The following is a 14396-nucleotide window of genomic DNA, read 5'->3' as shown; positions in this document are numbered from 1 at the left end:
TCCGCTTCGCTCCGCCCGGGATGACGGGATGAGGAAGGGGTCGAGGCTTTCCGGCCAAAGGTGAAACCTCTCACCCTCCCACCGCTTCGCGGCGGGCCCCTCTCTCAAAGAGAGAGGGATTTCATCCCTCCTCGATCTCCAGATCCACCACCAGCGGCAGGTGATCCGACGCCACGCGCGCCAGGGCGTCGTAAGGCGAGAAGACGTTCACCGTGCGCAGGCCCTTGGTCAGGAAGACGTGGTCGATGCGCATGAACGGGAAGTTCGAGGGGAAGGTCGCGGTCGGGGCCTTGCCCCAGCCCGAGGCCAGGGTCTGGGCGTCGCGGGCGGCGGCCTTCAGCAGGCGATAGGTGGCCGAATAGGGCGTGGCGTTGAAATCGCCTAGCAGCACGCCCGGGGCGGTCCAGCGGTCGGACGCCATCCAGGCCTCGCCGACCAGGGCGGCGGCCTGGCGCTTCTGCTCCTGGGGCACCAGGCCCAGGTGAGTGTTGATGATCTGCACCGGCTTGCCGCCCACCATGACCTCGACCCACAGCGCCCCGCGCGGCTCCAGCCCCGGCACGGCGCGATAGAACGGCAGCGGGCCGGACTTGATCAGCTTTTCCGGCAGGTGGGTGAGGATGGCGTCGCCATAGAGCTCCTCCTCCACCGTCATGGCCGGGTGGAAGTGGAAGCCCATCTTCAGGAGTTCGGCCAGACGATGGGCCTGATCGACGTTGCCGGTGCGCAGTCGGCCGACGTCGAGTTCCTGCAGGGCCACGACGTCGGGCTCGTGCGCCGAGATCACCTCGGCCACGCGTTCCACGTCGAGCCTGCGGTCGCCGCCCACGCAACGGTGGACGTTGTAGGTCATCAGCCGCAGCTTCATGGGATCAGAAGATCGCCTGAAACGGCGCTAGGTTCCACACGCTGCGCGGGCGCGCCGCGACTGAGCAGGAAGAGGCAGGTCTCCGAGCGCCAGTTCTCCAGGGCCTTGGTCGGGTCGATCGTCCGCGCGGGACCGTTTCCGGCGAAGGCGGCGCTGGAATCCACCCGCACGCCGAGATCCTCGGTCAGGGCCATGAAGTCGGCCAGGGTGCACAGGTGGATGTTCGGCGTCGCCCACCAGGGCGTGGGCAGGGCCTTGGTCTCGGGCATCCGCCCCCGGCTGAGCAGCGACCAGCGCACGCTCCAGTGGCCGAAATTGGGGAACGACACGATCGCCCGGTCGGCGATCCGCAGCAGCTCGTCCAGCACGTGGCGCGGATTGCGGGTGGCCTGCAGGGTCTGGGACAGGATGGCGTAGTCGAAGGTCTTGTCGGGGAAGTGGTCGAGATCCTGGTCGGCGTCGCCCTGCACCACCGACAGCCCCCGCGCCATGCAGGCGGCCACGCCGTGGGCGCTGATCTCCAGCCCCCGGCCGTCGACCTCCTTCTGCTGGGTCAGCAGTTCCAGCAGCGCCCCCTCGCCGCAGCCGACGTCCAGCACCCGCGCGCCGGGGCGCACGAGCCGCAGGATTTCCCGGAAGTCCTCGCGGATGAGGGTCAAAGGAACCTCCCCCTCTGGGGGAGGCGGCCGAAGGCCGGTGGGGGGCCGTTTTCAGCTTCCGAGGCGACGGATCGTCCTTGCGAAACTCCCCCCACCGATCGCTGCGCGATCGCCTCCCCCAGAGGGGGAGGTTCCCGAAGTACAGCCCTCATCGCCCGATCCCCCGTTCCCGCTCCACCGACGCCATGAACCCCGTCAGCGCCGCGTCCATCACCGGCTCGTCCAGCAGGAAGGCGTCGTGGCCCTTGTCGCTGTCGATCTCGGCGAAGGCCGCGCGGCAGCCGGCGGCGGTCAGGGCGCGGACGATGTGGCGGCTCTCCGAGGTCGGATAGAGCCAGTCGCTGGTGAAGCTGAGCACGCAGAACCGCACGTCGCGCGCGGCCTTGAAGGCGTTGGCCAGCACCCCGCCATGCGGCGCGGCCAGGTCGAAATAGTCCATGGCCCGGGTGATGTAGAGGTAGGAGTTGGCGTCGAACCGATCGACGAACGCCGCCCCCTGGTGGCGCAGATAGCTCTCGACCTGGAAGTCGGCGTCGAAGCCCCAGGACAGGCCGTCGCGCTGCAGCTCGCGCCCGAACTTGCGCTGCAGGGCCGGCTCGGAAAGGTAGGTGATGTGGGCGGCCATCCGGGCCACGGCCAGGCCCTTCTCGGGCCGCGCGCCCTGGCTGGCATAGGCCCCGCCGCGCCATTCGGGATCGGCCATGATCGCCTGGCGGCCCACCTCGTGGAAGGCGATGTTCTGGGCCGAGTGCCGCGAGGCCGAGGCCACGATCACGGCGCTGAACATCCGCTGCGGATAGTCGGCCGCCCACTGCTGCACCTGCATGCCGCCCATCGAGCCGCCGACCACCGCCAGCAGGGTGTCGACCCCGAGCGCGTCGATCAGCATGGCCTGGGCCCGCACCATGTCGGCGATGGTCAGGATCGGGAACGACAGGCCCCAAGGCTCGCCCGTCGCCGGATTGATCGAGGCGGGGCCGGTCGAGCCCATGCAGCCGCCGATGACGTTGGAGCAGATGACGAAGTGTCGGGCCGGGTCGATCGGCTTGCCGGGTCCCACCAGCCGCGTCCACCAGCCGGGCTTGCCCGTCGTCGGATTGGCCCCGGCCACGTACTGGTCGCCGGTCAGGGCGTGGCAGATCAGGATGGCGTTGGAGCCGTCCTCGTTCAACGCGCCATAGGTCTGGTAGGCGATCTCCAGGCCGGCGATCTTCGCCCCTGAATCGAGCACCAGCGGACGGTCGGCGGGGAAGCGCCAGACACCGCCGCCGAGCGGCGCGGAAACGTCCAGGTCGAGATCGGCCATGTCGCCTTGGACCGCCTGTCGGCGAAGGTGTCAACCATGCGCTTTGCGCCAGGCTCCCGGCCCCGTATGAGGAGATCGTCGAGACGGCGTTTCTCGCCATTTGCCCCGCTTCGAAACCGCTCTATGGAGGGCGCCATGGACCGTCTGATCCTGATGCGCCACGGCAAGGCCGAGCGGCACGCCGCCCAGGGCGGAGACTTCGAACGCGCTCTGGCCGAGCGCGGCCGCCAGGACGTGGCGCTGATCGCTTCGGCCCTGGCTTCGGAAGGCCTGTCGCCCGATCTCGTGCTGGTCTCGGCCGCCCGCCGCACCCGCGAGACCTGGGACGCCGCCGCCGGCGCGTTTCCCGGCGCGACCGCCGAAATCGACAAGAGCCTCTATCACGCCGAGGCCCAGGAGGTTCTGGCCGCCGTCCGCGAGGCCGACGCGCCCGCCGGCACGGTGATGGTGGTCGGCCACAATCCGGGCCTGCACGACCTTTCCTTGCGCTTGGCCCTGGGCGGCCCTGCCGACGCCGGCGAGCTTTCCAAGCTGCGCGGCCGCTTTCCCACCGCCACGGCGGCGGTCTTCGACATCGACGCGTCCGGCGCCCCGCGGCTGGCGCGCGTCTTCTACGCATCCGAACACGGCGGGCACGGCGGCGAATGACCCTGGTCTACAAGATCCTGCCCAAGGCCCTCTGGGACGAGGCCAAGGCGGCCGGCCGCTTCGACGGCGCCACCATCGACCACGCCGACGGCTTCATCCACCTGTCGGCCGCCGGCCAGGCCCAGGAAACCGCCGCCCTCTATTTCCGCGGCCAGGACGATCTTCTCCTGGTCGGTTTCGACGCCGACGCCCTGGGTGCAGACCTGAAGTGGGAGGCCTCGCGCGGCGGGGCGCTTTTCCCGCACCTGTTCCGCAGCCTCTCGCCGGCCGAAGCCGTTTCGGAAAAGCCGATCCCCCTCGACGCCGACGGCGTGCCGCAACTGGGCGACCTTTCCGCATGAGCCTGCACGACATCGCCTCCCGCGCCCTGCACGTCCTGGACCCCGAAGACGCCCACGGCTGGGCGATCCGCGGCCTGAAGTGGGGTCTCGGCCCCCGCGACGGCGGCGTCGACGACCCGATCCTGGCCACCAGCGTCGCGGGCCTGCAACTGTCGAACTGCGTGGGCCTGGCCGCCGGCTTCGACAAGAACGCCGAGGTTCCCGACGCCATGCTGGCCGCCGGCTTCGGCTTCGTGGAGGCCGGCACGGTCACGCCCCTGGCCCAGGCCGGCAATCCGCGCCCGCGCCTGTTCCGCCTGACCGACGACCAGGCGGTGATCAACCGCATGGGCTTCAACAACGAGGGGCTGGAGCCGTTCGCCGCGCGCCTGAAGGCTCGCAAGCACGCCCATGCCGACCGGCTGGGCGTGTTCGGCGCCAATATCGGGGCCAACAAGGACGCCGACGATCGCATCGGCGACTACGTCACCGGCCTGACCCGCCTGTGGGGCCTGTCGGACTATTTCACGGTCAACATCTCCTCGCCCAACACGCCGGGCCTGCGCGCCTTGCAGACCAAGGCGGCGCTGGAGGAACTGCTGGGCCGGATCGCCGAAGCTCGCGCCGGTCTCGCCAAGGGCGGCGCCGACTATCCAATCTTCCTGAAGGTCGCGCCCGACCTGGAGGACGGCGAGGTCGAGGCCATCGTCGAGACCGTGCTGGCCCAGGGCCTGAACGGGATCATCGTCTCCAACACCACCATCGCCCGCCCCGACAGTCTGAAGTCGGCGCAGAAGGGCGAGGGCGGCGGGCTTTCCGGCGCGCCGCTGCTGGGCGCCTCGACGGCGGTGCTGGCCCAGTTCCACGCCGCCGCCAAGGGCCGCCTGGCGCTGATCGGGGCCGGCGGCATCGCCAGCGGGGCCGACGCCCTGGCCAAGATCAAGGCCGGCGCCTGCGCGGTGCAGCTCTATTCGGCCCTGGTCTATGGCGGCCCGGGCCTGGTGGTCCGCATCAAGAAGGACCTGGCCGCCCGCCTGCGCGCCGAAGGCTTCGCCAGCGTTTCCGAGGCGATCGGGACCGCATGAACCCCGACCAGAGCCTGGCCTGGCTGAGACGCTTCGGACCGCTCGCGGTTCTGGCGATCCTGCTCGCCGCGGCTCTGGGTTCGGGCCTGGCCGGCAAGCTTTCCCTGGAGACCCTGCAGGCCCAGGGCGAGGCCCTGCAAGCCTTCGCCCACGAGCACCCCGTGCGCTGCGGCGCGACCTTCGTGCTGATCTATGTGGCGACCGTGTCGGTGTCGCTGCCCGGAGCGCTGATCCTGTCGCTGAGCAGCGGCTTTCTCTTTGGCCCGCTCGGCGGCGCCCTGGCTCTGGCCGGCGTCACCGGCGGCTCGACCGTGGTCTACGCCGCCTGCCGCACCGCCTTCGGCGACTTCCTGCGGCGCAAACCGGGGGCGCTGCTGACGCGGGTCGAGGAGGGTTTCAAGGCCGACGCCTTCTCCTACCTGCTGACCCTGCGGCTGATCCCGGCCTTTCCGCTGCTGCTGGTCAATGTCGCCTCGGGGCTGATGCGCATCCCGCTGCGCACCTATCTGCTGGCCTCGGTGCTGGGCATGGCCCCCAGCTCGTTCATCTATGCCGGGATCGGTTCGGGCCTGGGCCATCTGTTCGCCGAGGGCAAGCCGGTGACCGTGGCCACCCTGGCCTCGCCGCGCATCTATCTGCCGATCGTCGGCCTGGGCGTGCTGGCGATGATCCCGCCGCTCTGGAAGGCCGCGCGCAGGCGCCGCGTTGCCCCGGCCCCCGACGTGAAGTAACCCAGACACATGGCCGAACCGGTCACGCCGCCCGCCGCACCCGACAAGCCGCCCGGAAGACGCCTTCCGTGGCCCGGCGGCCTGTCGGCGCGCCTGCTGCTCTTGACCGCCCTCTTCGTGTTCCTGGCCGGCGCCTGCATCCTGCCGCCGGCCCTGGCGGACCTCGAAAAGCAGTGGCTGCTCGACCGGGTGCGGGCCGCCGAACTGGCCTCGACCATCGCCGACGCCGATCCCGAGCGCCGGGTCACCGACCAGGTCTCCCAGCGCCTGCTCGACCAGGCCGGCGTGGTCATCGTGGCCCTGCAGGTCGACGGCGCCCGCCGTCTCGTGCTGCCGACCGAGCCGCGCAGCATTGAGCAGCCCTATCTGGTCGACCTGCGCCGCCAGAACTCCGGCTCGTGGCTGGCCGCCCCGTTCTTCACCCTGAAGAGCAAGCCGGGCAGCCTGGTCCGCGTCATGGCCGAGCCGCGCTTCCGCCAGGAGGCCGAGTTCGTCGAGATCGTGCTGCCCGACGCCCCGCTGAAGGCCTATCTGATCTCCAACTTCTGGCGCCTGGCGGGCGTGACCCTGTTCGCGGCGGGCCTGGCCGGGGGCCTGATCTACCTGTCGCTGAACTTCCTGCTGGTGCGGCCGATGCAGCGCATCACCAAGGCCATGGAGCGGTTCCGCGCCGATCCCGAGGATCCCGAGGCCCGGGTCGTGGTCTCGCGCCGCCGCGACGAGATCGGCCGCGCCGAGGCCGAGCTCGACGCCATGCAGACCGACCTGCGCACCGCCCTGCAGGCCAAGGCCCGCCTGGCGGCGCTTGGCGAGGCGGTGGCCAAGATCAATCACGACCTGCGCAACATGCTGACCAGCGCCCAGATGGCGTCGGACCGCCTGGCCGCCCTGGGCGACCCCAAGGTGGCCCAGGCTCTACCGCGCCTGGAGCGGGCCCTCGACCGCGCCATCACCCTGGCCAGCGACGTCATGGCCTACGGCAAGTCCAAGGAGCCGGCCCCGGTGTCGCGCACCGTGGCCCTGCGCGCGGCGCTGGAGATGGCGGCCGAGGACTCCGGCCTGTCGCCCAAGGGCGTGGCGCTGGAGACGGTGATCGACCCGCGCGAGCTGGTGATCGCCGATCCTGACCAGCTGCACCGCATCCTCACCAACCTGCTGCGCAACGCCCGCGAGGCCATCGAGGGCGCGCCCGATCGCGGCGGCAAGGGCCGGGTGTTCGTGGAGCTGCGCCGGGTGGACGGCATGAGCCATCTGCGACTTTCGGACGACGGCCCCGGCGTGCCCGAACGGGCGCGGGCCAACCTCTTCCAGCCGTTCGTCGGCTCCGTGCGCCGCGGCGGCACGGGCCTGGGCCTGGCCATCGCCCGCGAACTGGCCCAGGGCCACGGCGGCGATCTTGCGCTGGTGGAGACGGGGCCTGGCGGCTCGGTGTTCGACCTGACCCTGGCGGGGGTTCCGGAGCCCGCGCCGGTCGAGGAAACGGAAGCGGCGAAGTCGAAGCCTTAGTCTTCGCCCTATTCTCCCGTCATTCCCGCCCTTGTGGCGGGAACCCCTCTATCAGCCGCAAGTGCGATTGAGGCGACGTGCTGAGCACGTCGCTGGCGCCTCACGTGGAAGCGGAACCAGGGCTTCCCGCCACAAGGGCGGGAATGACGGGCGTTTGGAAAGGGCGGAGCCTCAGACCACGTACTGCTTGGGCAGGGGCGCGCCCTGCTCGGCCGGCGCCAAGGGCGCGCGGAGCTCGACCGGTTCGCTGGTCGGATGGTCCGAAACCGGCGGGGGGCTGAAAGTCCCGGTCGCCAGCACGGCGGCGACGACAAGGCTGCAGGTTCCCAGGCCAAGGCCCAGGGCGATGGTCTTCTTCAAGGTCATGGTCAAAAAGGTATCCGCGTCGGGGAGGGCGCTTTTACGTACTGAAACCAAGTCGCAGACATGCCCGTCGGTTCCCGGGCGCGCCATGCGGCACGTGGTCCGCCGGTGAGGCGGACGCGCTTTTGCCTGTAAACTATCCACAGGTCCAGCCTGGGGCGCCTTAAGGGCGATCTCGCCTTATTTGGGCGAACACCGGTTGCAAAGCATCGCCGTGGGCTTTGCGTCAACGCGGTTTCCGGCGCGCCTGGGACCCCTTATGTTCGCCGCCATGACCGACGTCGCCGCGCCCGAATCCGCCCAGACCCGCCCGCTCACCCAGGACGGCCCGACCATGCGCCTGTTCCTGGTGGACGGCTCGGCCTATCTGTTCCGCGCCTATCACGCCCTGCCGCCCCTGACCCGCAAGAGCGACGGCCTGCCCGTCGGCGCGGTGCAGGGCTTCTGCAACATGCTGTGGAAGCTGATGCGCGACATGCAGGGCGACGCGCCCACGCACCTGGCGGTGATCTGGGACCACTCGGAAAAGACGTTCCGCAACAAGCTGTACGATCAGTACAAGGCCCACCGCCCGCCGGCGCCGGAAGACCTGATCCCGCAGTTCCCGCTGGTGCGCGACGCCACCCGGGCCTTCGGCGTGCCCGCCATCGAGCTGCCGGGCTACGAGGCCGACGACCTGATCGCGGCTTACGCCTGCGCGGCCCGCGACGCCGGCGGCGAGGCCGTCATCGTCTCGTCCGACAAGGACCTGATGCAGCTGGTCGGCGACAACGTCTCGATGTTCGACCCCATGAAGGGCGTGCGCATCGGGCGCAACGAGGTGTTCGAGAAGTTCGGCGTCTATCCCGAACAGGTGGTCGATGTGCAGTCGCTGTGCGGCGACAGCGTCGACAACGTACCTGGAGCCCCGGGCATCGGGATCAAGACCGCCGCCCAGCTGATCACCGAATATGGCGACCTCGACTCGCTGCTGGCCCGGGCCGGCGAGATCAAGCAGCCCAAGCGCCGCGAGACCCTGATCAACTTCGCCGACCAGATCCGCCTCTCAAGGGTCCTGGTCACCCTGGACTGCAACACCCCCCTGCCCGAGCCGCTCGACGACCTGGTGGTGCGCGAGCCCGACAAGGCCGTGCTGGCCGACTTCCTCGAGCAGATGGAGTTCCGCACCCTGGCTCGCCGGGTCGGCGACGGCAACGCCGCGGCCGCGCCCCGCACACTGGACGTCCGCCCGTCGGATAAGGCCGTGACCGCGCCGGTCACCACCGTCTCCTACGCCTCGGCCGCCGCCCGCGCCGCGGCCAGCCCGGTGGCCGAGCCGGTCGCCATCGACACCGCCGCTTACGTCTGCGTGCGCGACCTGGCGACGCTTCAGGTCTGGATCGACAAGGCCCGCGCCAAGGGGATCGTCGCCTTCGACACCGAGACCGACGCCCTGTCGTCGGCCAACGCCGGCCTGTGCGGCGTGTCGCTGGCCATCGCGCCGGGCGAGGCCTGCTACATCCCCGTCAGCCACGAGGAGAAGGCCCAGGACGGCGGCCTGGTCTTCGAAGCCCCGGCCAAGCTGGAGCAGATCTCCGAGGAAGACGCCCTGGCCGCGCTGAAGCCGCTGCTGGAAGACCCTTCGGTGCTGAAGGTCGCCCAGAACGCCAAGTACGACATCGCCGTGATGCTGCGCCGGGGGATCAAGGTCGCCCCGATCGAAGACACCATGCTGATCAGCTACGTGCTGGAGGCGGGCCTGCACGGCCACGGCATGGACGAACTGTCGGAGCTGTGGCTGGGCCACAAGCCCATCCCGTTCAAGGAAGTGGCGGGCACGGGCAAGAGCCAGATCAGCTTCAAGCACGTGGCCCTCGACAAGGCGACGGCCTACGCCGCCGAGGACGCCGACGTCACCCTGCGGCTCTACAACGTGCTGCGCCCGCGCCTGGCGGCCGAGGGCCTGCTGACCGTCTACGAGACCCTGGAGCGCCCCCTCCCCGCCGTGCTGGCGACCATGGAGAACGACGGGATCCGCGTCGATCCCGAGACCCTGCGCCGGCTCTCCAACGAGTTCTCGCTGCGCATGGCCGAGTTCGAGGAGCAGGCCCAGAAGCTGGCCGGCCGTCCGTTCAACCTGGGCAGCCCCAAGCAGATCGGCGACGTGCTGTTTGGCGAAATGAACATGAAGGGCGGCAAGAAGACCGCCACCGGCCAGTGGTCGACCGACAGCGACGTGCTGGAAGGCCTGGCGAACGAACACGAGCTGCCGCGCGTGCTGCTCGACTGGCGCCAGCTGTCGAAACTGAAGGGCACCTATACCGAGAACCTGATCGCCGCGATGAGCGAGCGCACGGGCCGGGTGCACACCTCCTATGCGCTTGCGGCGACCACGACGGGCCGCCTGTCGTCGTCGGATCCCAACCTGCAGAACATCCCGGTCCGCACCGAGGAAGGCCGCAAGATCCGCAAGGCCTTCGTGGCCGCACCGGGCAAGGTGCTGATCAGCGCCGACTACAGCCAGATCGAGCTACGCCTGCTGGCCCACATCGGCCAGATCCCGCAGCTGCAGCAGGCCTTCCGCGACGGGCTGGACATCCACGCCATGACGGCCTCGGAGATGTTCGACACCCCGATCGAGGGCATGGACCCGCTGATCCGCCGCCGGGCCAAGGCCATCAACTTCGGCATCGTCTACGGCATCAGCGCCTTTGGTCTCGCCAACCAGCTGGGCATTGGCCAGGGCGAGGCCGGGGCCTACATCAAGACCTATTTCGAGCGCTTCCCCGGCATCCAGGCCTATATGGACGCCACCCGGGCCTTCGTGCGCGAGCACGGCTACGTGACCACGATCTTCGGCCGCAAGATCAACATCCCCGACATCCACGCCAAGTCGGTGGGTCAGCGGCAGTTCTCGGAGCGCGCCGCCATCAACGCCCCGATCCAGGGCGCGGCGGCCGACGTCATGCGCCGGGCCATGGTGCGCATGCCGGGCGCGCTCGAAGAGGCAGGCCTGGAGGCGCGCATGCTTTTGCAAGTTCACGACGAACTGGTCTTCGAGGCTCCCGAGGCCGAAGCCGAGGCCGTCTGCGCGCTCGCCCGCCGGGTGATGGAGGGCGCGGCCGAGCCGGCCGTGGCGCTTTCCATTCCCCTCACGGTGGAGGCGAGAGCCGCCAGCAACTGGGACGAAGCCCACTAAATCAACGCCGCAGGCAAAAAACTTCACTGCGCCTTTGTCGCACGCCCGCTCCGCCCCAGGTGGAGCGGGCGTCGTGTTATCAGTGGTAATCCCTTACGCAGCGCAATCCTGAGTATCCGCAGGTCGAGCCAGCTGCGAATGGCTGACATTTTCAGTCTCCAGGGTGCGACGTTCCGCCACAGTACGGTTAATGTCGTGGAAACCGCGAACTCGCCAGAGCTTCCGTCGTGACATGTGCTCGTGGGCACAGATGTCGGGAATGAACTCTGGAGGCGGGCTGTGCGGTTTGGTGACTTGAAGATTCCCCAGAAGCTGATGGTCGTGTTCGGCGTGATGCTGGCCGCGATCCTGGCGATGGGTGTTACCCTCTACGTCAACCAGGAGGTCTACGAGGCCTCGGTGAAGCAGTCGACGCTGGCCCAGAAGAGTCTGCGCGCCGCCGACACGGCCGCCTTTCGCCTGACCCGCCAGGAAAACTCGCTGCGCGGCTTCCTGCTCTCGGGCGACGACTACTACGTCAAGCGCCTGGAAGAGGCCCACAAGCCGAAGTTCCTCGGCGCGCTGGACGACCTGCGCAAGCTGGCCGGCAGCGACGAGGCCGACCTGAACCGCATCGCCGCCGTCGAGGCCGCCTACGCCAACTACCGCAAGCTGGCCATCGAGCCGGCCGAGCAGCTGGGCGCCGATCCGGCGACCCGCGCCCAGGCCGTCGAACTGGTCAAGCATGACGGCGTCGCCGACAAGGCCGTCGAGCCGGTCGAAGACGCCATCCAGGCCATCACCGACGACGCCGAAGCCGTGGTCACCGCCCAGACCGAAGCCCAGGCCGCCGCCTCGCTGCGCAACACCCTGGTGCTGGCCGTCGGCATCGCCATCGTCCTGGCGGTCGCCATCGCCGGCGGGCTGATGCTGACGGGCGGCATCGCCGCTCCGGTCGCCGCCATGACCACCGCCATGCGCCGCTTGGCCGCCGGCGACAACACCGTCGCCGTGCCCGCCGCCGGCCGCAAGGACGAGATCGGCGAGATGGCCGGCGCCGTCGCCACCTTCAAGGACGCCGCCATCCACAAGCTGCGCTTGGAAGAAGAAGCCGCCGCCGCCGCCGCCCGCACCGAGCGCGAGCGCGCCGAACGCGAAGCCGAGAAGGCCGCCGAGGCCGAGACCGACCGCATCGCCATCCAGGCCCTGGGCTCGGCCCTGGGCGCCATGGCCGACGGCGACCTGACCTACCGCATCGACGCCCACTTCGCGCCCAAGGCCGAGCAGCTGAAGTCCGACTTCAACGCCGCCGCCGGCCGCCTGCAGGACGCCATGCGCGGCATCAACGGCGCCACCGGCGGCATCCGCGCCGGTTCGGAAGAGATCGCCCAGGCCTCCGACGACCTGTCGCGCCGCACCGAGCAGCAAGCTGCCAGCCTGGAAGAGACCGCCGCCGCCCTCGACGAGATCACCGCCACGGTCCGCAAGACCGCCGCCGGCGCCAAGGAAGCCTCCAGCGTGGTCGCCGCCGCCCGCGCCGACGCCGAACGCTCGGGCCAGATCGTCAGCCAGGCCGTCAGCGCCATGGCCGGCATCGAGCAGTCCTCGGGCCAGATCGGCAACATCATCGGCGTGATCGACGAGATCGCCTTCCAGACCAACCTGCTGGCCCTGAACGCGGGCGTCGAAGCCGCTCGCGCCGGTGACGCCGGCAAGGGCTTCGCGGTCGTCGCCCAGGAAGTCCGCGCGCTGGCCCAGCGCTCGGCCGAAGCGGCCAAGGAGATCAAGACCCTGATCTCGACCTCGACCCAGCAGGTCGGTTCGGGCGTGTCCCTGGTCGGCCAGACCGGCGAGGCCCTGCAGCGCATCGTCGACCAGGTCGCCACCATCGACAGCCTGGTCAACGAGATCGCCGCCTCGGCCACCGAGCAGTCGACCGGCCTGCACCAGGTCAACAGCGCCGTGAACCAGATGGACCAGGTCGTTCAGCAGAACGCCGCCATGGTCGAGGAAGCCACCGCCGCCACCCACTCGCTGAAGGGCGAGACCGGCGAGCTGGCCGCCCTGGTCGGCCGCTTCCGAGTGGGCGGTGAAAGCGCCATCCGCGCGCCGGCCGCATCGGCGCCCAGCCCGGTGCACGCCGCCCAGGCCCGCGCCCAGACCTTCGTCCGCCCGGGCCGCTCCGGCGGCGCGGCGACCTCCGCCGCGACCAAGGTCGACGAGTGGGAGGAGTTCTGAGCCGACAGGTTCAGGCATTGACGGAAAGGGCGGCTCGCGAGAGCCGCCCTTTTTGTTTCCGGCCCCTCGCCTCCAGCCATGGTGACCGTGCAGCGACGACTCCGCTTGTCGGCGCTTCCGACGGCCCACGCCGCACTAATGTCCAGGACGACGAATCGGACGGAGCGCCCCGTGATCCCAATCGTGTTCTGGCTGCTGGCCGCCGGCATGCTGGCCGCCGCCGCCTTCGCCGGCGCCCTGCGCGTGTGGCTGCTGGCCCTGATCGCCGCCACCCTGTGCTGGGACAACCTGATCATCGCCGCCGGTTCCTCGATCGGGGCCGGCGAGCTGCTGCGCAACCTGTCGATCCCGCGCTACGTCGCCCACGCCGTGTTGACGCCGATGCTGATCCTGGTGGTGTTCGGCGTGGCCGGACTGCGCCGCCGGCTGTGGGTGTGGGTGCTGACCGCCGCGCTGATCGCCGTCGGCGTCTGGACCGACCTCGTGCACATGAGCCTGGAGGTGCGCGAATACGCCGGCACCCTGCGCTACGCCTACGCCCACGCCAGCCCGCCCATCCCCTCGATCGTGACGGTGGTGGTGCTGATCGGGGTCGGCGCGATCCTCTGGCGACGTGAAAAACTGCCCTGGCTGTGCCTGGGCGCCCTGGCCATGTTCGGCGCGGCCGGCAGCGGGATCTTCTGGCTGGGCAACGCCGGCGAGCTGGCGCTGATCTCGTCGATCGTCCTGACCGCCGCGCTGCTGAAGCGCCGCCAGGCCTGACGAACTGTCAGAACCAGCCGGCCTCGCGCAGGGCCTTGGCGTAGGCGCGGCTGACCGGGACCTCGGCGCCCGAGGCCAGGGTCAGGGTGGCGCGGCCGTCGCCGCGTTTGGCCTCGACCACCGCCTCGCGCGCCACCCACCAGGAGCGGTGGGTCTGGGCCCCTTCGATGCCTTCCAGCTCGGCGACCGCGTCGGACAGGCGCATCAGGATCAGGTCCTCGCCCTTGGAGGTGTGCAGGCGCAGATAGTGGTCCTCGGCGGCGACGGCGTAGAGGGTCGCGCCGCGCAGCTTGACCGGCAGGCGCTCAAGAAAGCGCGGCGGCGGGGCCTCGGGCGCGGCGGCGTGGGTCTCGACCGGCTGGCGGGTGGTGAGGAAGTTCAGGGCCGTGATCGCCGCGGTGATCACCAGCACCGGCAGGAAGAAGCGCGGCAGGGTCGCCGCGTGCGGGACCTGGCCGAACAGCAGGCTCGACACCGCCCAGACATAGACCGTGCCCGGCAGGGCCACGCCCAGGGTGATGACCACCCCGCCGACGAACGGCCGGCGCTCGGTCAGGCCGCTGTTCTGGACGAGGGCGCTGACGCCCGCCCCCGCCGCCGCGCCCGACCAGCACAGCACCAGCCAGTAGGCGATGCGGATTCCCAGCGGCGCGTCGCCGGTGCCGAAGGCGCCGACCACGGCCAGGAACACGCCGGCGATCCCCGCCACCAGAAAGCCGCGCCCGTGCCGGGCGACGAGGGCCGCCGTTCGCG

The 14396-nt window shown here is 70.2% G+C and carries 13 protein-coding genes; 8 read left to right on the top strand and 5 right to left on the bottom strand.

The genetic code is table 11. From position 1 onward, the window contains the following. Positions 1 to 121 precede the first annotated feature (121 nt). The 3 genes from AC07NS_RS07450 to metX all read right to left on the bottom strand — a co-directional run bounded on the left by AC07NS_RS07450 (position 122) and on the right by metX (position 2833). Complete coding sequence (locus AC07NS_RS07450) at positions 122 to 868, bottom strand: endonuclease/exonuclease/phosphatase family protein (protein WP_492854364.1); 747 nt, start codon at positions 866 to 868, stop codon at positions 122 to 124. Beyond that, a complete protein-coding gene (gene metW / locus AC07NS_RS07445) occupies positions 865 to 1527 on the bottom strand; it encodes a methionine biosynthesis protein MetW (RefSeq protein ID WP_494602510.1) in 663 nt (220 codons plus the stop codon). The genes AC07NS_RS07450 and metW overlap by 4 nt, the downstream gene beginning before the upstream one ends. A 148-nt stretch (positions 1528 to 1675) precedes the next feature. Further along, positions 1676 to 2833, bottom strand: coding sequence for a homoserine O-acetyltransferase MetX (gene metX / locus AC07NS_RS07440; RefSeq protein WP_494602509.1), 1158 nt, complete (start codon positions 2831 to 2833; stop codon positions 1676 to 1678). Positions 2834 to 2968: 135 nt separating this feature from the next. On the opposite strand from metX, the gene AC07NS_RS07435 reads away from it, so the two are divergent. The 5 genes from AC07NS_RS07435 to AC07NS_RS07415 are packed head-to-tail and all read left to right on the top strand — an operon-like array spanning position 2969 to position 7123. Further along, entirely contained in the window at positions 2969 to 3481 is a 513-nt protein-coding gene (locus AC07NS_RS07435) for a SixA phosphatase family protein (protein WP_110120109.1), read from the top strand. Next, a complete protein-coding gene (locus tag AC07NS_RS07430) occupies positions 3478 to 3822 on the top strand; it encodes a DUF952 domain-containing protein (protein ID WP_494602508.1) in 345 nt (114 codons plus the stop codon). The genes AC07NS_RS07435 and AC07NS_RS07430 overlap by 4 nt, the downstream gene beginning before the upstream one ends. Continuing rightward, positions 3819 to 4886 carry a quinone-dependent dihydroorotate dehydrogenase gene (locus AC07NS_RS07425; protein WP_494602506.1) on the top strand — a complete coding sequence of 356 codons (1068 nt, stop codon included), beginning with the start codon at positions 3819 to 3821 and terminating at the stop codon, positions 4884 to 4886. Before AC07NS_RS07430 ends, AC07NS_RS07425 begins: the two co-directional genes overlap by 4 nt. Continuing rightward, positions 4883 to 5617 carry a TVP38/TMEM64 family protein gene (locus tag AC07NS_RS07420; RefSeq protein WP_494602505.1) on the top strand — a complete coding sequence of 245 codons (735 nt, stop codon included), beginning with the start codon at positions 4883 to 4885 and terminating at the stop codon, positions 5615 to 5617. Before AC07NS_RS07425 ends, AC07NS_RS07420 begins: the two co-directional genes overlap by 4 nt. Positions 5618 to 5626: 9 nt before the next feature. Next, entirely contained in the window at positions 5627 to 7123 is a 1497-nt protein-coding gene (locus tag AC07NS_RS07415; protein ID WP_494602504.1) for a sensor histidine kinase, read from the top strand. A gap of 171 nt (positions 7124 to 7294) precedes the next feature. Here AC07NS_RS07415 and AC07NS_RS07410 read toward each other — a convergent pair whose 3' ends face one another. Beyond that, positions 7295 to 7489, bottom strand: a complete 195-nt coding sequence (locus tag AC07NS_RS07410; RefSeq protein WP_487290005.1) for a hypothetical protein — start codon at positions 7487 to 7489, stop codon at positions 7295 to 7297. Positions 7490 to 7757: 268 nt separating this feature from the next. Between AC07NS_RS07410 and polA the strand changes: the two genes are divergently transcribed. The 3 genes from polA (at position 7758) to AC07NS_RS07395 (ending at position 13643) form a co-directional block, all read left to right on the top strand. After that, complete coding sequence (polA, locus tag AC07NS_RS07405) at positions 7758 to 10664, top strand: DNA polymerase I (RefSeq protein WP_494602835.1); 2907 nt, start codon at positions 7758 to 7760, stop codon at positions 10662 to 10664. 279 nt (positions 10665 to 10943) lie between these two features. Beyond that, entirely contained in the window at positions 10944 to 12881 is a 1938-nt protein-coding gene (locus AC07NS_RS07400; protein WP_494602503.1) for a methyl-accepting chemotaxis protein, read from the top strand. Positions 12882 to 13052: 171 nt separating this feature from the next. Beyond that, positions 13053 to 13643, top strand: coding sequence for a hypothetical protein (locus tag AC07NS_RS07395; protein ID WP_494602502.1), 591 nt, complete (start codon positions 13053 to 13055; stop codon positions 13641 to 13643). 7 nt (positions 13644 to 13650) lie between these two features. Here the strand turns inward: AC07NS_RS07395 and AC07NS_RS07390 are convergent, their stop codons facing one another. Then, complete coding sequence (locus tag AC07NS_RS07390) at positions 13651 to 14352, bottom strand: LytTR family DNA-binding domain-containing protein (RefSeq protein WP_494602500.1); 702 nt, start codon at positions 14350 to 14352, stop codon at positions 13651 to 13653. Positions 14353 to 14396: the final 44 nt, after the last annotated feature.

The organism is Caulobacter sp. GW821-FHT10A10 (assembly GCF_059415745.1).
Note: the sequence above shows the minus strand (reverse complement) of the source record. Positions and strands in the feature narration are given on the sequence as shown.